Below are 24412 nucleotides of genomic sequence, written 5' to 3'. Positions count from 1 at the left end.
CATCGTCGCACCCCGCCCGCGACGCGGAACGCCAGGGTCACCGATGTGACAAGGCGTCAGGAGCCAGGCAGGGCACTCCTCGTGAAAGGCCTTGCCGGCCCGGCCACTTCATGGCATCCTGCGTTCTAACGCAACTGAAGTAGCAATAAGCAAGCGGCAGCAGGAGACCCGTGTCCCACAGCCCCCACCTCCGTCCCCCATCCACCTCTCCCTCCATCACTGAGATACCCGTCTCCGACCCCGCCGCCGGTCCGTATGCGATCGCCGCCGGGCCCGACGGTGCGCTGTGGTTCACGATGGTCCACGCGGGCCGGATCGGACGGCTGGCGCCCGACGGCCGGCTCGACCGGTACGACCTCGACGCGCCGTCCTGCGGGCCGTCGCTCATCACGCCCGGACCTGACGGCGCCCTGTGGTTCACCCGCGCCCGGGACCACCGGATCGGGCGGATCACGGTCACCGGAGAGGCCACGTCGTTCGCCGTACCCACCCCGGACAGCGGCCCGTTCGGCATCGCGGCCGCCTCCGACGGCGCCCTGTGGTTCACGCAGATGAACGGGAACCGCATAGGCCGCCTCACGCCGGACGACGGCCGGGTGACCGAGTTCCCGCTGCCGGTGAGCGGGGCCTTCCCCTCGGCGCTCGCCGTCGGGCCGGACGAGGCGCTGTGGTGCACGCTCCACCAGGCCAACGCCATCGGCCGGATCGGCCTCGACGGTGCCCTCACCCTCCACCCGCTGCCGACCGAGGCCGCCGGACCGGTCGGCATCACCTGCGGTACGGACGGCGCCCTCTGGTTCGTCGAGATCGGTGCGGGGCAGATCGGCCGCATCACGACGGACGGCCGGATCGAGGAGTTCCCCCTCCCGGACCGCACGGCCCGGCCGCATGCCATCACCGCCGGCCCCACCGGCGGTTGCTGGTTCACCGAATGGGCCGCCGGCCGTATCGGCCACATCACCCCGGACGGCCGCATCCAGGAGTACGACCTGCCGGACCGTGATTCCGAGCCGCACGGCCTGGCCTTCGGCCCCGACGGTGCGCTCCATGTGGCCCTGGAGGCCGGGCGGATAGCCCGGGTCGAGATGACACGTACCCCGAGCGCCTGAGGCACCGTACGTACGGTGAACGGCCCGGTGGGGCGCGGCCGTCGGCCACGCCCCACCGGCCGGCCCCTCACCGGTTCCGTCCGGCGGCCCGCCGCCTCAGGGTCGGGGCCCGACGACCTCTCCGGCGGCCCGTACGGTGATCGCCATGGCGGGGCAGACATCGGCCGCGTCCAGGGCGCGTTCGTCGGCCTCGATCCGGTCGTGCCGCGGCCGGGCATGGGTGCCGTCGAGGGTGAAGAGGTCCGGTGCGATGGCGGCGCACGAGCCCGAGGCCATGCACAGCTGAGGATCGATCTCGATCTCCCAGGTCATCGGCGCACTCACCACCCCACCGGCAGGACCCGGGGGCCGCGCACCAGCATCTGGGTCTTCCACTCGACATCGCCGGCCACATGGAGCTTCGGGAAGCGGGTGATCAGGGCGCCGATCGCTTCCTGGAGTTCCAGCCGGGCCAGCGGGGCGCCCAGGCAGTGGTGGACGCCGTGCCCGAAGCCGAGGTGCTGGTTGCCGGTCCGGGTGATGTTCAGCGTGCCGGGCGCGTCGAAGCGCAGTGCGTCACGGTTGGCGGCGCCGACCGCGACCAGGACGGGTGTGCCGGCCCGCACCAGCGTGCCGCCGACCTCGATGTCCTCGGTGGCGTAGCGGGCCTGGCCGGCGCCGCTGCCGAGCGGGACGAACCGCAGTAGCTCCTCGACGGCGCCGCCGATCAGCTCGGGCCGCTCGCGCAGCAGGGCGAGCTGGTCCGGGTGGTCCAGCAGCGCCAGCACGAAGTTGGGGATCTGGGTGGCGGTGGTCTCGTGCCCGGCGACCAGGATCCCGACGCACAGGTCGACGAGTTCCAGCTCCGAGAGCCGGTCGCCGGTGTCCCGCGCGTCGATCAGCGCGGTCATCAGGTCGTCCTGCGGGGCGCGCCGGTGCTCCTCGATCAACTGCCCCATATAGCCGCGGAGTTCCTCCAGATTGGCATCCAACTCCTCGGCCGTCAGCGAGCTCGTGGACAGCGCGGCGTCGCTCCACACCCGGAACTTCGGACGGTCCTGTTCCGGCACGCCGAGCATCCGGCAGATCACCGCGACGGGGATGGGCAGCGCATAGCGGTCCACCAGGTCGGCGGGCGGCCCGGCGGCCTCCAGCTCGTCGAGCAGCTCCCGGGTCAACTGCCGGACCTGCGGCCGGAGTTTCTCGACCTGCCGGACCGTGAAGGCCTTGGCGACCAGGGTGCGCAGCCGGGTGTGGTCCGGCGGGTCCATGCCCAGGATGCCGCTGTCCCGGCGGCCCTCGGACTGCCGGGGCTCGTCGTGCCGGGCACTCTCCGCGCGGCTGAAGCGCTGATCACCGAGGACTAACCGGGCCTCGGCGTAACGGGTGACCAGCCAGGCCGGTTCGCCGTAGGCCAGCTGTACCTTCAGCAGCCCCGGGTGGTTGCGGGCCCGCTCGTACGCGTCCGAGAGGTCGAGGCTCTCGGCGACATTGAAGGGGTAGGGGAGGGGTGCAGTGTCGACTGTGGTCAAGGTGACCTCCCTTGTGTAAGCACCTGCTTACACAAGGTATGCCGCTCCCCCGGGGCGGTCAACGACGCATCGGCACCGTCATCGTGACGGTCCGTCGGAAAGGAGCGTGACACGACCATGGGGGAGACCTCCCAGCACGGCACGGTGGGCACCCACCGCCGGGACGCCCAGGGCACCCGGCGGCGCCTCCTGGACGCCGCGGCGGAGCTGTTCGCGGAGCGGGGGTACGAGCGGGCGACGGTACGGGACATCGCGGCCCGCGCCGGCGCCAACCAGGCCCTGCTGTTCCGTTACTTCGGCACGAAGAAGGCGCTGTTCGGCGAGGTGATGGCGCGCGGCGGGCAGGAACAGCTGCGGACCACGCCCGCCGACCGGCTGTTCGAGGTCGCGCTGCGCGGCATGCTGGCCGGCGGCGGCCCGGGCGCCGACCGCTCCCTGGAGGTGTGCCTGCGTTCCATCGGCGGCAGCGACGAGATCGCGGACGCGCTGCGCGGGCTGGGGGAGGAGTACGCCGAGGTGCTCGCCACCCTCTCGGCGTCCGAGGACGGCGGACTGCGCGGCGATCTGGCGCTGTCCTGGCTGCTGGGCATCGGCCTGATGCGGGTGGTGGTCGGCAAGGAGCCGCTGGCGAGCGCCGATCCCGACACGGTCTGCACCCTCGCCGTCGGCGCGCTGCGGCACCTGCTGGAGGACCTGTCGACGGACGGGGCAACGGGTGGGGCGACGGACGGGTGAGGGCGCTGGGCGAGCGTGCGCGTACGAGCGTGCACGCCCCCGGGAATTCACTCGAAGGCTTCGTGCGGTATGCCCCATTTCGTACTGCGTTCCGGTGATTCCTCGGCGGGTCGCAGGTCAAGGAACAAAACCCTCCTTATTGTCGCGTATGCAGAGAATATTCATTTTCTGCAGAGTCGAGTGAAGGTGGAAACATGCTCCGTTCGATCCCTCGCGGCCTCGCAGTGGCCGGCCTGACCGCGGCTGCCCTCGTGGTACCGACGGCCGGCGCCGCCACCGCCGCGACCGCACCCCCCAGCAGCGCCCAGAGCGCGAAGTGCTCCTCGCAGCGCTGCGACGAGGGCCACCACGGCAACCGGCACCCCAACCGACACCACGGCAGCCACAAGGGCAAGGGCAAGAGCAAGGGCCGCGTCGGGCACGGCGGCCACGACGGCTACGACGGTTTCGGCCGCGACGGCCGCCGGGACAACTACGGCTACGGCCACCACGACGGGTACGACGGCTACGGGCGCGAGGGCTACGGTCGCGACGGTTACGGCCTGGGCCGGGGCGGCCTGCTGGGCCTCGGCCTGCTCGGGCTCCTCTGACCCCCGTCAGGCGGTCACGCGCAGGAGGCCCGGGAACACCTCCCGGGCCTCCTGCATGCCGCACCGGCGGCGGTCCGCGCCCCCGTCCACGGAGTCCGCATGTCACCATCCGCCACCCGTAGCAGGAACCGCCGGCGCACCCTCGTCGCCACGGCCCTCCTGCTGTCCGCCGGCGTCGTCCTCACCGGTCTCGTCCGGCAGGCACCCCCGACGCCCACGGGCACACCCACCGGCACCGCCACCGCGCCCGCCGACCAGGGCGGCCTCGACCCGCGCACCGCCGCCGTCCTGCGCAAACCCCCCTACCGGCACGCCCAGTGGGGCCTGTTCCAGCAGGACCCGCGCACCGGCAAGGTGATCCGGTCCCGCTACGCGGACCAGTTCTTCCTGCCCGGCTCCACCGCGAAGCTCTTCGGCGTCAGCGGCACCTGGCACACCCTCGGCGGCGGCCACCGCTTCGTCACCCCGGTGTACGCCGTCGGACAGCGCCGGAACGGCACCCTCAGGGGCGACCTCGACCTGGTCGCCCAGGGCGATCTGACCCTCGGCGGCCGGACCCGCAAGAACGGCACCGTCGCCTACACCACCGTCGACCACACCTACGCCAACGACATCCCCGGAGCCACCCTCACCCCGCAGAACCCGCTGGCCGGCCTCGACCAACTCGCCCGCCAGGTACGGGCGTCGGGGATCCGGCGGGTCACCGGCGACGTGGTCATCGATCCCCGGCTGTTCCGCCCCGACCCCGCACTCGACCCGGTGCCCACCCCACTGATCGTCAACGACAACGTCATCGACCTGCTGTCCACCCCCGGCAGCGGCCCCGGCGCCCCCGCCGGCCTGGAGGTGCGCCCCAAGGTCGCGCCCTACCGGGTCACCTCCGAGGTCCGCACCGTCGCGCCCGGCCGGCCCGCCGACATCGCCGTCACGACCTCCCCCGACGGCACCCGCATCCGGCTGACCGGCACCATCGCCGCCGGCTCCGCCCCCGTCCTGCGCATCGCGCCCGTCAAGGACCCCAACGCCTTCGGCCGCACCGCCCTGATCGAGGCGCTGGTTCGGGCCGGCGTACAGGTCACCGCACCCCCCGTCGGCCCCAACCCCGCCGCCCGGCTGCCCCGTTCCTACCGGGGCGCCACCACGGTCGCCCGCTACACCTCCCCGCCCTACGCCGAGTACGCCGAGCTCATCCTCAAGGTCAGCCACAACCTCGGCGCGAACCTCGGCATCTGCCTGATGGCCGTCCACAAGCGGAGCACCGACTGCCAGGACGGGTTCCCGGTGCTCGCCGCGTTCCTCGACCGGGCCGGGGTCGATCGCCGGGCCGTCCAGCTCGCCGACGGCCGCGGCGGCAACCCGGCCGACCGGACCACACCGCGGGCCCTGGCGCAGATGCTGACGTACTGGCAGCGCACCCCCGAGGCGCGGCGCTTCCGCGAGGCGCTGCCCATCCTGGGCGTCGACGGCTCCCTCGCGGACAGCTGCCGGCACTGCCCCGCCCGCGGCAAGGTCTTCGCCAAGACCGGGACCGTGGCCGGCGGCGACACCCTCAACGACCGGATCGCCGTGGGGGCCGAGACCATCGCCGGCTATCTGGACCGGGGCAAGGGCCGGTTCGACGTGTTCTTCGTCGGCGTGAACGGCGCCTCGGCACCGGACATCAACGGCGTCCTCGCCATCGCCGACGACGTCGCCACCGTCGCCGGGCGCCTCCAGCAGCAGCGCACCGGCTGACGCCCGCACCCACCGGGCCGGCCGCCCGGCCGGCCCGTCATCCGGCCTGGCTGCTGTCCTTCAGGCTGCCCCAGCCGTGCCAGCGCTCGACCTCGATCCAGGCGCTGACCCGCCGCCGGTCCCGCTGCGGATACGGCCTGCCCAGATAACGCTGCGCCAGCCGGTCGATGTCGGCCAGCTGCGCGTCGTCCCGCAGCTCGGCCACCCGCCCGATCAGGGTCAGATGGGTGTACCAGTTGCCCTCGTCGAGCACGGTCAGCGTCACCCGCGGATCGTTGCGCAGGTGCTGGAGCCGTTTGCGGCCCTCGTCCATGTTGACCAGCACCCGGCCGTCGTCCCAGAGGTACCAGGTCGCGGTGGACACCGGCTGGCCGTCGGACCGCAGGGTGGTGATCACCGAGGGGTTGGGCTTGGCCAGCAGGGCGGTGGCGGACGCGGGAAGCGGTGGTTTCGACATCAAAGCCCTCATCAGTTCGTGGTGGCTGCCGTCCGGGACCGCGCTGCGGCGGCGCTCCGGCTCCTGGCGGAATCATGACGCGGGCGGAGCGGAATGTTCCGGAGGCGGGCGGCGTGCGGATTCCTGATCATGCGTCTGCCCGGTCAACGACCGGACCCGACGAGGAAGGACCCCGGATGCCGCTGCGACTGCGGGCCCCCCACCAGGCCGTCGCGGCCGGCGCCCGGGTCGTCCTCGGCGGCCGTACGCCGGACAATCTCGCGGCCGCGGCCGACGCGCTGGGCGACGCCGCCGGACGGTACCGCGTCGCCAAGCACGCGGCGCCGCTGCTGTCCGAGGACGGCTCGGTGGTGCTGATGTCCGGCGCCGCGGGCGCCCGGCCCCGGCACCCGCGCCCGCCTGCGCCGCGTGCGACGCCGCGATCGAAGGACCCGGCCGGGGCCTGGCCGTCGAACTCGCCCCGGTCCGCGTCAACGTCGTCCCGCCCGGCACCGTCGACGGCCACCTCCGGGCCGGGCGCCCGGCCCAGGACCGCGAGTCCGCCTTCGCGCAGTACCGCAGCGACACCCTGCGGTGAGGCCCGGCGGCCGGGCGGCGTCCGGCGTCAACACGGCGGGTCCGCCGGTGCGGTCCGTCCGCCCGGCGTCCCGCCCGCCGCGGCTCAGGCGTCCTGGTGCGCGGGCCGGGCCGCCGGCACCGGCCGCCGCGACGGCAGCACATCGGGCGCACGGTGCGGCCGCAGCGCGGTGAGCGCGGTCTCGGTCTCCTCCATCAGTGCCCGGTAGGAGACCAGCCGCTGCCACTCCGGGTCGGCGACTCCGGGCACGGTGGCCGCGCGCTCGGTCCACAGGCACACCAGTGCCGCGTAGACCGGGGTCTGCCGGACGATTTCGGCGGTGATCCAGCGCGGTGTGGACGCGGGACGGGGGAGGAACGTGTGACCGTGACCTGCGACGGTGCCGGAGGTAGGGGCGCTCATGGCCGTAGAAACGATTTTTCCGGCCTGGGGTCACTGCGTATTTTTGCGGCTGCCCGCACATGAGTCCCGGAGGTGGGGGGTTAACTCCCTCGAATATCACCTCATGCAGTGATCTATTGCCGGGAAGCGGACCAATCCGGACGAAAAAACGTTGTCGCTGTCATGGAACCGAGGGAGTTGTGGGAGCGCCACGCGGTACTCGCACAGGCGTTTTGCAGCAGCGATGACGAGGTCCGCCGGACGCAGGGACTCCTCGACGAGGCCGAGGCCCGCCGGTCCCGGACCCTGGCCGCCTTCGCCGTGACCGTCGGCAGCGACGCGGTGGTGGCCGACCTGCTCGGCCTGGACGAGCGCGAAGTACGGCTGGCCCGCCGCACGGTGGGCAAGGACGACGCCCGCGCGGTCGCCAAGAGCCTGCTCGCCGAACGGCCCCCCGCGCGCGAACAGGGCCCGGCGCGGGAACAGACCACGGTACGCGAGCCGTCCCCCGCCCAGCCGGCCGCCGCGCCGCCCGCCGCCCGCCCCGCCCCGGCCCAGACCGCCACGGACCGACCCACCGCGGACCGCCCCGCACCGTCCGGCACCACACCCGGCACCACCGCCGGCCAGTCCGGCGCGTCCCCGGTCACCCACGACCCGGCCTGGGCACCCGCCCTCGACGCCGTCCTGATGACCAGCTGGCACACCGGGGTCGACCTCACCGCGCTCGCCACCGAACTCGGCCTGGACGTACGGCTCCTGGTCGCCCGCGCCCAGCAACTGTCCACGGAGACCCGCCCCACCCCGCCCACGCCCCCGGACCGCACCGGCCGGCACCGAAGAATGGCCACCCTCCAGCCCTCCGCGCAGACCGACACCGGCCCGACCGCCTGGCGAGAACGCACCGACCGGCCCGCCTGGGAGCAGTACGAACACGACACCTGGAAACAGCAGCCGTACCAGCAGTACCAGTCCTACGCGACGACCTACCCCCACCACCCCCAGTACACCGCCTCGTCCGCCTCCGCCGGCTACCACCAGTACCCCACCCACCAAACCCACCAGACCCACCACAACCCCCCGAGCCACCAGTCCCACCAGGCCCACCAGCACCCCCACGACCCCCAGACCGTGCAGACCCTCCACACCACCCAGAACGGCCAGCACGTCCACCACGGGCACGAGCACCACCCCGGATACCAGGACCACCAGGAGTACCCGGCGTACGAATCCCCGCCGCCACCCGCCGCCCCCACCTGGGACGCCAACGCCATCACCGCCGCCCAGCACGACTGGGACGGCATCCTCAGCCAGTGGGAGGCCACCACCCCCACCACCCCGCCCCTGTCCGCGCCCGGCCACGGAACCACCTGACCGGCCCGCGCTCCGCGCCCGCCCGGCTCCTCACCCCCACGGGTGAACCGTCGTCTACAGTGGACGGCGGGCCGTGACTGGCGCTTGGGTGGAGTACCACCGGGGAGCGGCCCGGCCACCACGGCCACTGCCGCGCGCCTGGGCGATCCACGACGACGCTCAGGAGTACCCGATGTCCCCGACCGCCCGCCTCATGGACGGCACCGCGCTGGCCCGCCGGATCGTCGAGCAGGCCGCCGAGCGCGCCGCCGCCCTCACCGAGCAGACCGGCCGGACCCCGTGCCTGGCGACCGTCCTGGTGGGGGAGGACCCCGCATCGGAGACGTACGTGCGGATGAAGCGCAACCGCTGCGAGAAGGCCGGCATCCGCTCCCGGCACGTGGCCCTGCCCGCCACCACCACGACCGAAGAACTGGTCGGCACCCTCACCGCGCTCTCCCAGGACCCCGAGGTGCACGGCATCCTGCTCCAGCACCCGGTCGGAGCGCACATCGACGAGCGCGCCGCCTTCGAGGCCATCGCCCCCGAGAAGGACGTCGACGGCGTCACCTACCACTCCTTCGCCACCATGAGCTTCGGCGCCGAGGGCTTCGCCTCCTGCACCCCCGGCGGAATCCTCCGGCTGCTCGACCACTACGGCGTCGAGCTGGCCGGCAAGCACGCCGTCGTGGTCGGCCGCAGCGCGATCCTCGGCAAGCCGGTCGGCATGCTGCTGCTCGGCCGCAACGCCACCGTGACGTACTGCCACTCCCGCACCACCGACCTCGCCGCCCTCACCCGCCAGGCCGACATCCTGGTCGCCGCGGTCGGCCGGCCCCGCCTGCTCACCGCCGAACACATCAAGCCCGGCGCGGTCGTCATCGACGCCGGCTACAACCCCGGCAACGTCGGCGACGTCGACTTCGACTCCGCCGCCACCCGCGCCTCCCTGATCACCCCCGTCCCCGGCGGCGTCGGCCCCATGACCATCGCCACCCTCCTCACCCAAACCGTCGATGCCGCCACCCGCCAGCTGAAGGGGGCCTGAGCCTCCGGCCCCGGGACCGGACCGGTCCGGTCCGGGTCCGGTCCGGGTCCGGTCCGCAAAGGGCCGAAAGCATGCGGTTCCCCGTCCTCGCCGAACGTATGATCACGAGACGGTGGATGATCCTCGGGGAGGCGGGAACCGGCATGACGGAACGGCGAGTGGTGGTCGTGACGGGCGGCGGTACGGGCATCGGCGCGGCCACGGCCCGGCTGCTGCGGTCGGCCGGGCACGACGTGGTGATCTCCGGCCGCCGCCCCGAACCGCTGCACCGCCTCGCCGAGGAGACCGGGGCGCTCGCCCACCCCTCCGACACCGCCGACCCCGAGTCCGTACAGGACCTCGTCGACACCACGCTGTCCGCCTACGGGCGGCTCGACGGACTGGTCCTCAACGCCGGTGTCGCACGCAGCGGTTCGGTCGGCGACCTGACGCTGGAGGACTGGCAGACCGTCATGACGACCAACGTCACCGGCGCCTTCCTCCTCCAACGCGCCGCGCTGCCCCACCTGTTGGCGGCCCGCGGCGCGGTCGTCGCGGTCGCCTCCGTCTCCGCGCTGCGCAACGGCACCGCCAACGCCGCCTACGCCACCTCCAAAGCGGCGCTGCTGCAGCTGTGCCGCTCGCTCGCCGTCGACTACGGCCGGGACGGTCTGCGCGCCAACATCGTCTGCCCCAGCTGGGTCCGTACGGAGATGGCCGACCGCCGGATGGCCCGCTTCGCCGAGGAAGCCGGCCTCGCGGGCGGTATCGACGCCGCCTACGAGGAGGCCACCCGGCTCCTGCCGGCCGGCCGCCCCGGCGAACCGGAGGAGGTCGCCGAGGCGATCGCCTGGCTCCTCTCCCCGGCGGCGTCGTTCGTCAACGGCGCCGTCCTCACCGTCGACGGGGGCGCCACGGCCTTCGACACCGGAGGCGCCGCCTTCTCGTTCCGCATCGACCCCCGCGACGCGCCGACGCCCTGACCGTCCGCTGCCTGACCGCCCGCTGCGAGGAGCCCGGTCCGGGCGCGGAGTGCAGACCGGCCGGACGGGTGCTGCTCCGCGGGGGTCAGGTGGTGGCCGGCTGGGCGGCGCGGGTGAGTTCGCGGCGGTGCCGCATGAAGGGGCGGGGGCGGTTGAGGGCGAGGACCGCGGTGGTGCGGCCGTCGCGTTCGTAACAGGCGAGGAAGCTGCGGTCGTCGGGGGAGCCTTCGAGGATCCGCGGGGTGTCGGTGGGACCGCGGCGGCCGGCGAACTGGATGCGGACGCCGTACTGGTCGGACCAGAAGTAGGGCAGGGCGCGGTGGGTGGTGACCGTGCGGCCGGCGAGGAGGTTGGCCGCGGCGACCGCGGCCTGTTCGGTCGCGCTGGTCCAGTGCTCGGCCCGGACCCCGTCCACCCTGGCGACATCGCCGACCGCGACGACGTTGGGCAGCGCGGTGGCACCGCCGGCGTCGCAGACCACGCCGTCGTCGAGGGCGAGCGCGCAGGAGGCGAGCCAGTCGGTGTGGGGCCGGACGCCGATGCCGACGACGACCACGTCGGCCGGGAGGTGGCGGCCGTCGGACAGTTCGACCGAGGTGACGCGGCGGTCGGCGCCGGCGGCGTGCAGCCCGGCCACGCCCGTGCCGGTCAGCAGGGTGACGCCGTGGTCCGCGTGCAGTGCGGCGCAGATCCGGGCCATCTCGTCGCCGAGTTGCGGCCGGAGCGGGAGCGGGGCGGCCTCGACCACGGTGACGTCATGGCCGAGGGCGGCGCAGGACGAGGCGACCTCGGCACCGATGAATCCGGCGCCGATCACCACGACCCGGGCCGGCCCCCGGGTCAGGTCGGCGCGTAGCGCCCAGGCGTCGTCGAGGGTGCGCAGGGTGTGGGTCCCGGCGGGTGCCGGGCCGGGCAGGCGGCGCGGGGTGGCGCCGGTGGCGAGGACCACGCCGTCGGTGGTCAGCGGCCGGCCGTGGTCCAGCAGTACCGCGCCGGCGGCGGTGTCCAGGCCGGTGGCGCGGGTGCCGAGCCGCCATTCGGCGTCGAGTTCGGCGGTCTCCTCGGCGTCGGCCAGGGCGAGTTGGTCCTGGCCGGTGGCGCCGGTGAGGAAGTCCTTGGACAGCGGCGGCCGGTCGTAGGGGCGGTGGTGCTCGTCCCCGACGATCACCAGCCGGCCGTCGAACCCCTCGGCGCGCAGTGCCCGGGCGGCGTACAGACCCGCCAGCGAGGCCCCGATGACAGCGACCGACTTCATGCGGCGGTGCCCTCCTCGGCGACGTGGTGCACGTAGATCATGCCGTCCTCGACGGTCACCGGATGGGTCCGCACGGCCCGGCGGGCGGGCAGGCAGGTGGGCGCACCGGTGCGGAGATCGAATGAAGCGGCGTGCAGCGGGCATTCGACCAGACACCCCTCCAGCCAGCCGTCCGCGAGCGAGGCGTCCTGGTGGGTGCAGGTGTCGTCGATGGCGTACAGCTGCCCGTCGGCGTTGAAGACGGCGATCGGAGGAGCGGTGTCGATGCGTACGGACTCGCCTGCGGGCAGGTCGGCAAGGTGGCAGACAGGAATCACAGGACCCCCCTGTTACTCTTCGGTATCATCGAGTTTCGTGTTGCGCACGATGGAGCGCTATGCGCAACAGAATCCAGACCGGGAGCGGGCGCGTCAAGCGCTCCCCGGAATTGCCGACCGCTCAAATTCGGACCCGCAACCGGGTTGCCAGGTGGTGAGAACCAACACATGACGGACATCGTGGAGGGGCACGCGGACGGCAAGCCGTCGAAGGGACCCGCCAGCGCCGTGCAGTCGGTGGACCGCGCGGTGACCGTTCTGGAGATCCTCGCCCGGCACGGCGAGGCCGGGGTGACCGAGGTCGCCGACGAACTGGGCGTCCACAAGTCGACCGCGTTCCGGCTGCTCGGCGTGCTGGAGAGCCGGGGCCTGGTCGGCCAGGAGCAGGAGCGCGGCAAGTACTTCCTCGGGGCCGGGGTGCTGCGGCTGGCCGGTGCGGCGGCCGTCCGGCTGGACATCTCCCAGGAGGGCGCGGCCGTCTGCCGGCAACTGGCCGACGAACTCGGGGAGACCGTCAACATCGCGGTGCTGGAGAGCGATGCCGCGGTGAACATCATGCAGGCCCGCGGCCCGGCCTCGGTCACCGCGCAGAACTGGCTCGGCCGGCGCACCCCGCTGCACGCCACCTCCAGCGGCAAGGCGCTGCTCGCGTACCAGCCGGCGCCGGTCCAGGACGCCGTCCTCGGCCGGAAACTGCCGCGGCTCACCGAGCGGACCGTCACCTCGGCCGCGGAACTGCGCCGCGAGCTCGAGGAGGTCGTCGAGCGCGGCTTCGCGATGGCCGTCGAGGAACTGGAGCTGGGGCTGCGCGCGGTCGCGGCGCCGGTGCGGGCGCACGACGGCTCGGTGATCGGGGCGATCAGCGTGTCGGTGCCCGCGTACCGGCTCGACGAGGACCGGCTGCCCGAGGTCGTCAAGGGCACCGTCACCGCGGCCGAGGAGCTCTCCCGCCGGATGGGATACGCCTGTTGAGCACCTGACGGGCATCCGACGGACACCTGACGGCGGCGGGGCCGGGGCGAAAAGCGCCCGCCCCCCCCCCCAGTCCGGACGCGTAATGAGCCTTTTACGAACAGCTGGCCCGCACCTCTTGACGGTGCCGAGACGGCGTTCCCACTATGTCTCTCATCGCGCAACCAGTCGTGCACTGCGCAACACTGAGGGGTAGGGCATGCCACACGAAGTCCATGCCGTCGTCGCGGCGAAACAAGGCGCACCCGTCGAGCTCCGGACGATCCTGGTGCCGGACCCCGGCCCGGGAGAGGCGCTCGTCGCCGTACAGGCCTGCGGAGTCTGCCACACCGATCTGCACTACCGGGACGGCGCGATCAACGACGAATTCCCCTTCCTGCTGGGCCACGAGGCCGCCGGGATCGTCGAAGCCGTCGGCCCCGGCGTCACCGATCTTGCCCCCGGCGACTACGTCGTACTCGCCTGGCGCGCCCCCTGCGGCAGCTGCCGGTCCTGCCGCCGCGGCCGCCCCTGGTACTGCTTCGACTCCCGCAACGCCACCCAACCCATGACCCTGGAGGACGGCACCCCGCTCAGCCCCGCCCTCGGGATCGGCGCCTTCGCCGAGAAAACCCTGGTCGCCGCCGGGCAGGCGGTCAAGGTCGACCCCGCCGCCCGGCCCGAGGCGGCCGGCCTCATCGGCTGCGGCGTCATGGCCGGCTACGGCGCCGCCGTCCACACCGGGGGAGTGGGCAGCGGCGACACCGTCGCCGTCATCGGCTGCGGCGGCGTCGGCAACGCCGCGATCGCCGGCGCCTCGATCGCCGGAGCCCGCCGGGTCATCGCCGTCGACATCGACGAACGCAAACTCGACGGCGCCACCCGCTTCGGCGCCACCCACACCGTCAACTCCCGCCGCACCGACCCCGTCGAGGCGGTACGCGAACTCACCGGCGGACACGGCGCCGACATCGTCATCGACGCCGTCGGCCGCCCCGAAACCTACCGACAGGCCTTCTACATGCGGGACCTGGCCGGCACCCTCGTCCAAGTCGGCGTGCCCGCCCCCGACATGACCATCGAACTGCCGCTCATCGACCTCTTCGGCCGCGGCGGCGCCCTGAAGTCCTCCTGGTACGGCGACTGCCTGCCCAGCCGCGACTTCCCCGTCCTCATCGACCGCCACCTCAGCGGCCGCCTCGACCTCGACGCCTTCGTCACCGAACGGATCAGCCTCGACGAGGTCGAGTCCGCCTTCGAGAAGATGCACCGCGGCGAGGTCCTGCGATCGGTGGTGGTCCTGTGACCCCTCCCCACCCCGCCCGCGTCGTCATCATCGGCGCCGGCATCGTCGGCTGCTCCCTCGCCGACGAACTCACCGCCCGCGGCTGGACCGACCTCACCGTCCTCGACCAGGGCCCGCTGCCCGCCCCCGGCGGCTCCACCTCCCACGCCCCCGGCCTGGTCTTCCAGACCAGCCCTTCCAAAACCCTGACCGCCTTCGCCCGGTACACCGTCGAGAAGTTCACCGCCCTCCAGGTCGACGGCCTGTCCTGCTTCAACCCGGTCGGCGGCCTGGAACTCGCGACCACCCCCGAACGCTGGGCCGACCTCCACCGCAAGGCCGGCTGGGCCGCCTCCTGGGGCGTCCGCGGGGAACTCGTCACCCCCGCCCGCTGCAAAGAGATGTGGCCACTTGTCGACGAGTCGATGATCCTCGGCGGCTTCCACACCCCCGACGACGGCCTCGCCCGCGCCCTCCTCGCCTCCCGCGCCCAGCGGCAGCGGGCCGAGCAGCGCGGCGCCCGCTTCCTCGACCGCCACACCGTCACCGGCATCGAACAGGACGACGGCCACGTCACCGGCGTGACCACCGACCGCGGCACCTTCCCCGCCACCCACGTCGTCTCCGCGGCCGGATTCTGGGGCCCGGTCATCGGCCGCATGGCGGGCGTCGACGTCCCCCTCCTCCCGCTCGCCCACCAGTACGCGAAGACCAAGCCGCTGCCCGAACTCGCCGGCGCCAACGACCCCCGCACCGAAGCCTCCAGGCCCATCCTCCGCTTCCAGGACCGCGACCTGTACTTCCGCGAGCACACCGACCGCCTCGGCATCGGCAGCTACGCCCACCGCCCGCTGCCCGTCGACCCGTTCACCGTCCCCGGCTACGACCAGGCGCGCGCCCGGAACATGGACATGCCGTCCTCGCTCCCCTTCACCGCGGCGGACTGGGCACCCAGCTGGGAGGACAGCCGCCAACTGATGCCCGCCCTGCGCGCCACCGACATCGACGAGGCCTTCAACGGCGTCTTCTCCTTCACCCCCGACGGCATGCCGGTCCTCGGCGAGTCCGGTGTGCTCAGCGGCTTCTGGCTCGCCGAAGCGGTCTGGGTCACGCACTCCGCGGGCGTCGCCAAGGCCGTCGCCGAGTGGATGGTCGACGGCCACGCCCGGACCGACCTGCACGAATGCGACCTGCACCGCTTCGAGGACGCCCAGCGTTCCCCCGCATACGTCCACGACCGCGGGGCCCGGCAGTTCATCGAGGTCTACGACGTCATCCACCCGCTCCAGCCCATGGACCAGCCCCGCCCGCTGCGCGTCAGCCCCTTCCACGCCCGCCAGCAGGAACTCGGCGCCCACTTCCTGGAGGCCGGCGGCTGGGAACGCCCGCACTGGTACGAAGCCAACGCCCACCTCGTCACCGACACCCCGCAACGCGACCCCTGGGCGGCCCGCCACTGGTCCCCCATCGCCGCCGCCGAAGCCAAGGCCACCCGCGAGAAGGTCGCCCTGTACGACATGACCCCCTTGCGCCGCCTGGAGGTCACCGGTCCCGGCGCGCTCGCCTTCCTCCAGCGCATGACGACCAACAACCTCGCCAAGAAGCCGGGCGCGGTGACGTACACCCTCCTCCTCGACGAGAAGGGCGGCATCCGCTCCGACCTGACCGTGGCCCGCCTCGCCCCCGACCGCTTCCAGATCGGCGCCAACTCCCCTGCGGACATCGAGTGGTTGAGGCGCCACGCACCGTCCGACGTCCACCTCCGTGACACCACCTCCGGCACCTGCTGCATCGGCGTCTGGGGCCCGCTCGCCCGCGACCTGGTCCAGCCGCTGACCCGCGACGACTTCTCCCACGAGGCGTTCGGCTACTTCCGCGCCAAGGAGACCCACCTCGGCCACGTCCCGGTCACGGCCCTGCGCCTCAGCTACGTCGGTGAGCTCGGCTGGGAGCTGTACACCACCGCCGACCTGGGCCTCCGCCTGTGGGACACCCTGTGGGAGGCCGGCCGGCAGCACGGCGTGATCGCGGCCGGCCGCTCGGCGTTCAACAGCCTCCGCCTGGAGAAGGGCTACCGCTCCTGGGGCCACGACATGACCGAGGAACACACCCCCTACGAGGCCGGGCTCGGTTTCGCCGTCCGCATGGACCGCGGCGACTTCCTCGGCCGCACCGCCCTCGAACAACTCCCGCCCCCGACAAGGAAACTGACCGCACTGCTCCTCGACGACCCGGCCGCCGTCGTCCTCGGCAAGGAACCGGTCTTCGTCGACGGCGCCCCCGCCGGCTACGTCACCAGCGCCGCCTACGGCTACACCCTCGGCCGCTGCGTCGCCTACGCCTGGCTCCCGGCCCACCTCGCCACCGGCACCGGCGTCCACATCGAGTACTTCGGCGAGAAGATCCCCGCCACCGTCGCCGACGAGCCGCTGTTCGACCCGAAGATGACCCGCATCCGCTGCTAGGAGACGCTCGTGTCACCGTCCTACGACGTCATCGTCCTCGGCCTCGGCGGCATGGGCAGCGCCGCCGCCCACCACCTGTCCGCACGCGGCGCCCGGGTCCTCGGCCTGGAGAAGTTCGGCCCGGTGCACAGCCGCGGCTCCAGCCACGGCGGCTCCCGCATCACCCGCCAGTCCTACTTCGAGGACCCCGCCTACGTCCCGCTGCTGCTCCGCGCCTACGAACTCTACGAAGACCTGCAGAAGGCAACCGGACGGGAGATCGCCACCCTCTGCGGCGGCGTCATGGTCGGCCGCCCCGACTCCCGCACCGTCGCCGGCTCCCTGCTCTCCGCCCGGCGCTGGGACCTGCCGCACGACCTGCTGGACGCGGCCGAGATCCGCCGCCGCTTCCCCACCCTCACCCCCGAGGACGACGAGGTCGCCCTTTACGAGCCGCGGGCCGGCCTGGTCCGGCCCGAGAACACCGTCGCCGCCCACCTCCAGCTGGCCACCCGCCGCGGCGCCGACCTGCACTACGAGGAACCCGTCACGCGCTGGGAGCGGTACCGCGACGGCGTACGCGTCCACACCCCGGAAAACACCTACACCGCCGGCCAGTTGGTGATCTGCCCGGGCGCCTGGGCGCCCCGGCTGCTCGACGACCTCGGCGTCCCGTTCACCATCGAACGGCAGATCATGTACTGGTTCCAGCCGCACGGCGGCACCGCCCGCTTCGCCCCCGCACACCACCCCATCTACATCTGGGAGGACGCCACCGGCTCCCAGGTCTACGGCTTCCCCGCCATCGACGGCCCCGACCTCGGCGCCAAGGTCGCCTTCTTCCGCAAGGGCACCGTCTGCACCCCGGAAACCATCGACCGCACCGTCCACGACCACGAGGTCGCGGCCATGGCGGACCGGATGTCGCGGCACATCCCCGCCCTGCCCGGCCGCTTCCTCAAGGCCGCCACCTGCATGTACTCCAACACCCCCGACGAGCACTTCGTCATCGCCCGGCACCCCGCCCACCCCGAGAACGTCACCGTGGCCTGCGGGTTCTCCGGACACGGCTTCAAGTTCGTGCCGGTCGTCGGGGAAATCCTCGCCGACCTGGCGCTGACCGGCACCACCGAGCACCCCATCGAGCTGTTCGACCCGCGCCGCCCCGCCGCCGCGCCCGCCGTCCGAGGAGCCCACGCATGACCACCACCCACCTGCCGCCCAGCCTGGTGGCGACACTCCCCGGCCGCTACTACACCGATCCCGAACTCTTCCGCACCGAACAGGAACGGATCTTCGAGCGCATATGGTTCTGCGCCGTACGCTCCGCCGACCTCGACCGGCCCGGCGCCTTCCGCACCGTCCAGGTCGGCCGCGAGAACGTCCTGATCACCCGCTCCCGCACCGGCGAGCTGCGCGCCTTCCTCAACGTCTGCCGGCACCGCGGCGCCCGCCTGTGCACACAACCCCAGGGACAGGTCCGCCGCACCCTCCAATGCCCCTATCACGCCTGGACCTACGACCTCGACGGCAAACTGATCGCCGCCCCCAACCTCACCAAGATGCCCGACCTCGACCGCACCGCGTACGGCCTGGTCACGGTCGCCCTGCGGGAATGGCTCGGCTACGCATGGGTGTGCCTGGCCGACGAGCCACCGTCCTTCGAGGACACCGTGATCGGCGCGGCCGTCGAACGGCTCGGCGACACCGCCGCCATCGACCACTACGGCACCGAACGGCTCGCCCTCGGCAAACGCCTCACCTACGACGTCGCGGCCAACTGGAAGCTCATCGTCGAGAACTTCATGGAGTGCTACCACTGCGCCACCATCCACCCCGAACTCACCGACGTCCTCCCGGAGTTCGCCGACGGCTACGCCGCCCAGTACTACGTCGGCCACGGCGCCGAATTCGGCGACGGCGTGCAGGGCTTCACCGTCGACGGCAGCGAGGGATTCGGCAGACTCCCCGAGATCTCCGACGACCAGGACCGCCGCTACTACGCCCTCACCGTCAAGCCCACCGTCTTCGTCAACCTCGTACCCGACCACGTCATCCTGCACCGGATGTTCCCGCTGGCCGAGGACCGCACCGTCGTCGAATGCGACTGGCTGTACGCACCCGAAGTCGTCCGGTCCGGCGCCGATGTGTCCAAGTCCGTCGAACTGTTCCACCGCGTCAACACCCAGGACTTCGACGCCTGCGAACGCACCCAACCCGCCATGTCCTCCCGCGCCTACCGCTCCGGCGGCGTCCTCGTCCCCACCGAGCACCACATCGGGATCTTCCACAGCTGGCTCCTGCGGCAGTTGGGAGCCGACGGTGCCTGACCTGTTCATCGGCGGCAGCTGGACCACACCCCGGGACGAGCGGACCCGCGAGATCCGCTGCCCCGCCGACGGCGGCCTCGTCGCCGTCGTCGACGAGGGCGGCGGCAAGGACGCCGCCGACGCGGTCGCCGCCGCCCGCCACGCCTTCGACCACGGCCGCTGGCCCACCACCCCGGCCGCCACCCGCGGCGACCTGCTGCTCCGCGTCGCCGGCCTCCTCGAACGCGACCGGGCCGCGCTCGCCCGCGCCGAATCCCTCGACACCGGGAAACGCCTGCCCGAGAGCGAAACCGACATCGACGACGTCGCCGCCTGCTTCCGCTACTTCGCACGGCTGGCCGGCACCGAGGACGGCCGGCTGCCCGACCCCGGCGTCCCCGGCGTCGACAGCCGCATCGTGCACGAACCCATCGGCGTCTGCGCCCTGATCACCCCCTGGAACTACCCCCTGCTGCAAACCAGTTGGAAGGTCGCACCCGCCCTGGCCGCGGGCAACACCTTCGTCCTGAAGCCCAGCGAACTCACCCCGCACACCGCCCTCCACCTGATGCGGCTGCTCCAGGAAGCCGGACTGCCGGACGGCGTCGCCAACCTCGTCCTGGGCACCGGACCGGAAGCCGGCGCCCCGCTCACCGACCACCCCGACGTCGACATGGTCTCCTTCACCGGCGGACTGCCCACCGGCCGGCGGATCATGGCCGCCGCGGCCGGCAGCGTCAAACGCGTCGCCCTCGAACTCGGCGGCAAGAACCCCAACATCGTCTTCGCCGACACCGACTTCGACACCGCCGTCGACCACGCCCTCACCGCCGTCTTCCTGCACTCAGGACAGGTCTGCTCGGCCGGCACCCGACTGCTCGTCGAGGACGCCCTGCACGACCGCTTCGTCGACGAGATCGTGCGCCGGGCCCGGCTGATCCGGCTCGGCGGCCCCTTCGACGCCCACGCCCGCACCGGACCGCTGATCTCCGCCGCCCACCGCGCCAAGGTCGAGGCGTACGTCGCCGCCGGCATCGCCGAGGGCGCCGTACTCCGCTGCGGCGGCACCCGCCCCGACGACCCCCACCTCGCCGACGGCCACTACTACCTGCCCACCGTGCTCGACGACTGCCACGCCGCGATGTCCGTCGTCCGCGAGGAGTCCTTCGGACCCGTGCTCACCGTCGAGCGCTTCACCGACGAGGACGAAGCGGTACGGCTCGCCAACGACACCGTCTACGGACTGGCCGGCGCCGTCTGGACCACCGACCAGGCACGCGCCGACCGCGTCGCCGCCGCACTGCGCCTCGGCACCGTATGGATCAACGACTACCACCCCTACCTCCCGCAGGCGGAATGGGGCGGCTTCAAACAGTCCGGCACCGGCCGGGAACTCGGCCCCAGCGGCCTGGCGGAGTACCGGGAGATCAAACACATCTGGCGCAACACGGCACCCGCGCCGGTGCACTGGTTCGACTGAGGAGGACATCGTTGACCACACCTGATGCACCATCAGCAAGAGTCGCACCACCGGCCGAGAGCCCCGAACCGGACGACACCGGACTCACCGAATTCGGCTACCGCCCCGAACTCCAGCGCACCCTCGGCAACTTCCACACCTTCGCCGCCGGCATCAGCTACATCTCCATCCTCACCGGCACCTTCCAACTCTTCTACTTCGGCTACGGCATCGGCGGCCCCGCCTACTGGTGGTCCTGGCCCCTGGTCTTCGCCGGCCAGCTGATGATCGCCCTGTCCTTCGCCGAACTCGCCGCCCGCCACCCCGTCGCCGGCTCCGTCTACAACTGGGCGAAAAAACTCGGCAATCCCCACATCGGCTGGCTGGCCGGCTGGATGATGCTGGTCGCGTCCGTCGTCTCCCTCTCCGCCGTGGCCCTCGCCTACCAACTCACCCTGCCGAAGATCTCCGCCACCTTCCAGTTCATCGGCGACGGCACCGGCACCTACGACACCGCCACCAACGGCGTCCTCCTCGCCGCCGTACTGATCCTCTTCACCACCCTCGTCAACGCCTTCGGCGTCAAACTCATGGCCCGCATCAACACCGCCGGCGTCTTCATCGAACTCATCGCCACCGTCGCGCTGATCGCACTCTTCGCCGTCCACGTCGTACGCGGCCCGGACGTCGTCCTCCAGACCCACCACGCCGGCACCGGCCAGCCCCTCGGCTACCTCGGCGCCTTCCTCACCGCCTCGCTGGCCTCCGCCTACGTCATGTACGGCTTCGACACCGCCGCCTCACTCGGCGAGGAATCCCTCGACCCGTCACGCAACGCCCCCCGCGCCATCCTCCGCGCCCTGATCGCCTCGTTCGTGCTCGGCGGACTCGTCCTGCTGCTCGCCATGATGAGCGTGAGCAGCCTGAACGGTAAGGGACTGGCCACCGACGGCCTCCAGTACGTCGTCCTCGACGTCCTCGGCGACACCGGCGGCAAGGCCATGCTCTGGTGCGTCCTCATCGCCGTCACCGTCTGCGCGCTCGCCGTGCACACCGCCGCCATCCGGCTCGCGTTCGCCATGGCCCGCGACAACAACCTCCCCGCCGCCTCCCTCATGGCCAAGGTCAGCCCGCGCTTCCGCACCCCGGTACTGCCCGCGGTCATCGTCGGAGTGCTCTCCCTCGGCGTACTGCTCCTCAACATCCGCCAGCCACAGATCTTCTCGGTGGTCACCAGCATCGGAATCATCATGATCTACCTGGCCTATCTGCTGGTCACCGCACCCATGCTGGTCGCCAGGCTCCGCGGCCGCTGGACACCGGCCGGCGGCGGCCGGTTCACCCTGGGCCGCTGGGGCCTGCCGGTCAACGTCGTCGCCGTCCTCTGGGGCGCCGGCATGATCGTCAACCTCGCCTGGCCCCGCGACGCCGTCTACAACGCCACCCCGCCGCACCACTGGTACCTGCGCTACGGCGCGGTGCTGTTCGTCGGCGCCGTCGCCGTCGGCGGCTTCGCCTACTACTGGTACGTCCAACGCCACCGCACCGGCGTCCTCGCCGAACACGCCGCCACCACCGACCACCCCACGACCGGCACCACCGACGCCACCGACACCTCCATCACCGCCACCGCCACCGACTGACCGCGCCTGCCCCGGGAGGACAACACCCCATGGAACACGCCGAGTTCGACTACGTCATCGTCGGCGGCGGCACCGCGGGCAACGTCGTCGCCGCCCGCCTCAGCGAGGACCCCACCGTCACCGTCTGCGTCCTGGAAGCCGGCCCCAGCGACGTCGGCGACGACAACATCCTGCGCCTGGAACGCTGGATGGCACTGCTGGAATCCGGCTACGACTGGGACTACCCGGTCGAACCCCAGGAGAACGGCAACAGCCATATGCGGCACGCCCGCGCCAAGGTCCTCGGCGGCTGCTCCTCGCACAACTCCTGCATCGCCTTCTGGGCACCCGCCGAGGACCTCGACGGCTGGGAGGCCGGCGGCTGCACCGGCTGGGGAGCCCGGGACACCTTCCCGCTCTACCGCCGCCTGGAGAACAACGACGCACCCGGCGACCACCACGGCCGCACCGGCCCCGTCACCCTGCGAACCATCAAACCCACCGACCCCTGCGGCACCGCCCTCCTCGAAGCCTGCGCCCAGAGCGGCATCCCCACCACCCCCTTCAACACCGGCCGCACCGTCCTCCGCGGCGCCCACTGGTTCCAGATCAACTCCGACGAGAACAACATCCGCCAGTCCTCCTCGGTCGCCTACCTGCACCCCGTCATGGGCAACCGCCCCAACCTCACCGTACGCACCGGCATCCGCGCCAAACACCTGCTCATCGACGACGACCGGCGCTGCACCGGCGTCGCCTACCTCGACCCCGACCTGATCCACACCCGCACGGTCCGCGCCCGCCGCGAAACCATCGTCTCCTGCGGTTCCATCGACACCCCCAAACTGCTGATGCTCTCCGGCATCGGCCCCGCCGACCACCTCCGCGACACCGGCATCGACGTCCGCGTCCACTCACCCGGCGTCGGCGAGAACCTCCAGGACCACCCCGAGGGCGTCATCATGTGGCAGGCCAAACAGCCCATGGTCACCACCTCCAACCAGTGGTGGGAGATCGGCATCTTCGCCGACACCGAGTCGGGCCTCGACCGCCCGGACCTGATGTTCCACTACGGCTCGGTGCCCTTCGACCTCAACACCGCCCGGCACGGCTACCCCACCTCCGAGAACGCTTTCTGCCTCACCCCCAACGTCACCCGCGCCCGCTCCCGCGGCACCGTCCGGCTCCGCACCCGCGACTTCCGCGACAAACCCAGGGTCGACCCGCGCTACTTCACCCATGAACACGACATCCGGGTGATGACCCACGGCCTGCGCCTGGCCCGCGAGATCGCCGCCCGCCCCGCACTCGCCGGCTGGACCGGCGCCGAACTCGCCCCCGGCCCCGACCTCCACACCGACGACGAACTCCTCGACTACATCCGCACCACCCACAACACCGTCTACCACCCCTCCTGCACGGTGAAGATGGGCGCCGACGACGACGCCATGGCACCGCTCGACGCCCGGTTGCGGGTCAAGGGCGTGGCCGGCCTCCGGGTCGCCGACGGCTCGGTCATGCCGGAACTCGTCACCGTCAACCCGTGCATCACCACGATGATGATCGGGGAGAAGTGCGCGGACATGGTGCGGGAGGACGCCGGCTGAAGGCATGAAGGAGGATGCCCGCTGAAGGCATGAAGGAGGATGCCTGCTGAAGGTATGAATGGGTCTTCATGCCTCATCGCTAGGATGACCCCATGGGCCACGGAATGGACGACAAAAGCACCACCACCACCCGCGAACGACTCGACGCCGTCGGCGCCGACGACGTCGCCGCCACCCTCCAGGCCCTTTCCACCCCCTCCCGGCTACGCATCCTCGCCCGCCTCCAGGAAGGGCCCTGCGCCGTCGGCGACCTCGCCACCGCCGTCGGCATGGAACAGTCCGCCTGCTCACACCAACTCCGCCTGCTCCGCAACCTCGGCCTGGTCACCGGCGAACGCAACGGCCGCTCGATCGTCTACGCCCTCCACGACCACCACGTCGCCGAACTCCTCGACCAGGCGCTGTACCACGTCGAACACCTCCGACTGGGACTGCGCGACGACACATCAGGGGCGGGCGTGGGGTGAGTGGTTGGGCTGTGCGGCGGCTGCGATGGGGGGTGCGATGCGGCTGTGCGGCGGCTGTGGTGGGGCGGTGACGGGGGCGCGATGGGGGTGCCTGACGGATCGTCACGGGTTGGTGTCTGCGGTGAGGAGTCGGGCTGTGTGACGGGGGGCGCCCCCGCCCCCCGGGGGGCCCCCGGCCCCCAACCCGGGCCCGTTGAGGCCCCCCACCCCGAGTCAGACCCCCGGGCCCCCGACAACCC

22 protein-coding genes and 1 riboswitch are annotated in these 24412 nt (G+C 72.2%); of the genes, 16 read left to right on the top strand and 6 right to left on the bottom strand.

What is annotated here, in order from left to right:
• Window positions 1-170 precede the first annotated feature (170 nt).
• Entirely contained in the window at window positions 171-1109 is a 939-nt protein-coding gene (locus ACFV1J_RS22415; protein ID WP_385860648.1) for a virginiamycin B lyase, read from the top strand.
• Between the two features lie 96 nt (window positions 1110-1205).
• On the opposite strand, the gene ACFV1J_RS22410 is transcribed toward ACFV1J_RS22415, so the two are convergent.
• Together ACFV1J_RS22410 and ACFV1J_RS22405 are read right to left on the bottom strand one after the other, a co-directional pair.
• Entirely contained in the window at window positions 1206-1421 is a 216-nt protein-coding gene (locus ACFV1J_RS22410; RefSeq protein WP_385860647.1) for a ferredoxin, read from the bottom strand.
• An 8-nt stretch (window positions 1422-1429) separates the two neighbouring features.
• Window positions 1430-2620 carry a cytochrome P450 gene (locus ACFV1J_RS22405; RefSeq protein ID WP_385860646.1) on the bottom strand — a complete coding sequence of 397 codons (1191 nt, stop codon included), beginning with the start codon at window positions 2618-2620 and terminating at the stop codon, window positions 1430-1432.
• A gap of 117 nt (window positions 2621-2737) precedes the next feature.
• Here ACFV1J_RS22405 and ACFV1J_RS22400 point away from each other — a divergent pair, with 117 nt between their 5' ends.
• From ACFV1J_RS22400 to dacB, 3 genes are all read left to right on the top strand, one after another.
• Window positions 2738-3355, top strand: a complete 618-nt coding sequence (locus ACFV1J_RS22400; protein WP_385860645.1) for a TetR/AcrR family transcriptional regulator — start codon at window positions 2738-2740, stop codon at window positions 3353-3355.
• Between the two features lie 194 nt (window positions 3356-3549).
• A complete protein-coding gene (locus tag ACFV1J_RS22395; protein ID WP_385860644.1) occupies window positions 3550-3945 on the top strand; it encodes a hypothetical protein in 396 nt (131 codons plus the stop codon).
• A gap of 99 nt (window positions 3946-4044) precedes the next feature.
• Entirely contained in the window at window positions 4045-5679 is a 1635-nt protein-coding gene (gene dacB, locus ACFV1J_RS22390) for a D-alanyl-D-alanine carboxypeptidase/D-alanyl-D-alanine-endopeptidase (RefSeq protein WP_385860643.1), read from the top strand.
• A gap of 37 nt (window positions 5680-5716) precedes the next feature.
• On the opposite strand, the gene ACFV1J_RS22385 is transcribed toward dacB, so the two are convergent.
• Window positions 5717-6136: a PPOX class F420-dependent oxidoreductase gene (locus ACFV1J_RS22385; RefSeq protein ID WP_385860642.1), complete on the bottom strand. Its 420-nt coding sequence runs from the start codon at window positions 6134-6136 to the stop codon at window positions 5717-5719.
• 661 nt (window positions 6137-6797) lie between these two features.
• Entirely contained in the window at window positions 6798-7115 is a 318-nt protein-coding gene (locus ACFV1J_RS22380; RefSeq protein WP_385860641.1) for a hypothetical protein, read from the bottom strand.
• Window positions 7116-7277: 162 nt separating this feature from the next.
• Between ACFV1J_RS22380 and ACFV1J_RS22375 the strand changes: the two genes are divergently transcribed.
• From ACFV1J_RS22375 to ACFV1J_RS22365, 3 genes are all read left to right on the top strand, one after another.
• A complete protein-coding gene (locus tag ACFV1J_RS22375; protein ID WP_385860640.1) occupies window positions 7278-8468 on the top strand; it encodes a hypothetical protein in 1191 nt (396 codons plus the stop codon).
• Window positions 8469-8531: 63 nt separating this feature from the next.
• Window positions 8532-8619, top strand: a riboswitch (ZMP/ZTP riboswitch).
• A 21-nt stretch (window positions 8620-8640) separates the two neighbouring features.
• Entirely contained in the window at window positions 8641-9495 is an 855-nt protein-coding gene (locus ACFV1J_RS22370) for a bifunctional 5,10-methylenetetrahydrofolate dehydrogenase/5,10-methenyltetrahydrofolate cyclohydrolase (protein WP_385860639.1), read from the top strand.
• A 143-nt stretch (window positions 9496-9638) separates the two neighbouring features.
• Window positions 9639-10457 (top strand): SDR family NAD(P)-dependent oxidoreductase, encoded by an 819-nt coding sequence (locus ACFV1J_RS22365; protein WP_385860638.1) that lies wholly within the window; start codon window positions 9639-9641, stop codon window positions 10455-10457.
• Between the two features lie 85 nt (window positions 10458-10542).
• On the opposite strand, the gene ACFV1J_RS22360 is transcribed toward ACFV1J_RS22365, so the two are convergent.
• Complete coding sequence (locus ACFV1J_RS22360; RefSeq protein WP_385860637.1) at window positions 10543-11712, bottom strand: NAD(P)/FAD-dependent oxidoreductase; 1170 nt, start codon at window positions 11710-11712, stop codon at window positions 10543-10545.
• Window positions 11709-12029 (bottom strand): bifunctional 3-phenylpropionate/cinnamic acid dioxygenase ferredoxin subunit, encoded by a 321-nt coding sequence (locus tag ACFV1J_RS22355; protein ID WP_030411057.1) that lies wholly within the window; start codon window positions 12027-12029, stop codon window positions 11709-11711. Before ACFV1J_RS22355 ends, ACFV1J_RS22360 begins: the two co-directional genes overlap by 4 nt.
• 168 nt (window positions 12030-12197) lie before the next feature.
• Here ACFV1J_RS22355 and ACFV1J_RS22350 point away from each other — a divergent pair, with 168 nt between their 5' ends.
• From ACFV1J_RS22350 to ACFV1J_RS22310, 9 genes are all read left to right on the top strand, one after another.
• Window positions 12198-13001 carry an IclR family transcriptional regulator gene (locus ACFV1J_RS22350; protein WP_385860636.1) on the top strand — a complete coding sequence of 268 codons (804 nt, stop codon included), beginning with the start codon at window positions 12198-12200 and terminating at the stop codon, window positions 12999-13001.
• Between the two features lie 199 nt (window positions 13002-13200).
• Window positions 13201-14286, top strand: a complete 1086-nt coding sequence (locus tag ACFV1J_RS22345) for an S-(hydroxymethyl)mycothiol dehydrogenase (RefSeq protein ID WP_385860635.1) — start codon at window positions 13201-13203, stop codon at window positions 14284-14286.
• Window positions 14283-16730: an FAD-dependent oxidoreductase gene (locus tag ACFV1J_RS22340; RefSeq protein WP_385860634.1), complete on the top strand. Its 2448-nt coding sequence runs from the start codon at window positions 14283-14285 to the stop codon at window positions 16728-16730. Before ACFV1J_RS22345 ends, ACFV1J_RS22340 begins: the two co-directional genes overlap by 4 nt.
• A 9-nt stretch (window positions 16731-16739) precedes the next feature.
• A complete protein-coding gene (gene solA / locus ACFV1J_RS22335) occupies window positions 16740-17912 on the top strand; it encodes an N-methyl-L-tryptophan oxidase (protein WP_385860633.1) in 1173 nt (390 codons plus the stop codon).
• The gene (locus tag ACFV1J_RS22330) at window positions 17909-19039 is read left to right on the top strand and encodes an aromatic ring-hydroxylating dioxygenase subunit alpha (RefSeq protein WP_385860632.1); all 1131 of its coding nucleotides are present in this window, start codon (window positions 17909-17911) and stop codon (window positions 19037-19039) included. Before solA ends, ACFV1J_RS22330 begins: the two co-directional genes overlap by 4 nt.
• Complete coding sequence (locus ACFV1J_RS22325; protein WP_385860631.1) at window positions 19032-20498, top strand: aldehyde dehydrogenase family protein; 1467 nt, start codon at window positions 19032-19034, stop codon at window positions 20496-20498. The genes ACFV1J_RS22330 and ACFV1J_RS22325 overlap by 8 nt, the downstream gene beginning before the upstream one ends.
• Window positions 20499-20509: 11 nt before the next feature.
• Window positions 20510-22120: an APC family permease gene (locus tag ACFV1J_RS22320; protein WP_385860630.1), complete on the top strand. Its 1611-nt coding sequence runs from the start codon at window positions 20510-20512 to the stop codon at window positions 22118-22120.
• 29 nt (window positions 22121-22149) lie between these two features.
• Entirely contained in the window at window positions 22150-23706 is a 1557-nt protein-coding gene (locus ACFV1J_RS22315) for a GMC family oxidoreductase (protein ID WP_385860629.1), read from the top strand.
• 92 nt (window positions 23707-23798) lie between these two features.
• On the top strand, window positions 23799-24173 hold the full coding sequence (locus ACFV1J_RS22310) for an ArsR/SmtB family transcription factor (RefSeq protein ID WP_385860628.1): 375 nt from the start codon (window positions 23799-23801) through the stop codon (window positions 24171-24173).
• The last annotated feature ends 239 nt before the right edge of the window (window positions 24174-24412 follow it).

It is taken from the genome of Streptomyces sp. NPDC059649, assembly GCF_042734445.1.
In the GTDB taxonomy this organism is placed as follows: Bacteria; Actinomycetota; Actinomycetes; order Streptomycetales; family Streptomycetaceae; genus Streptomyces.
The sequence above is the reverse complement of the archived record's forward strand: the minus strand, read 5'-3'. Positions and strand labels throughout refer to the sequence as shown.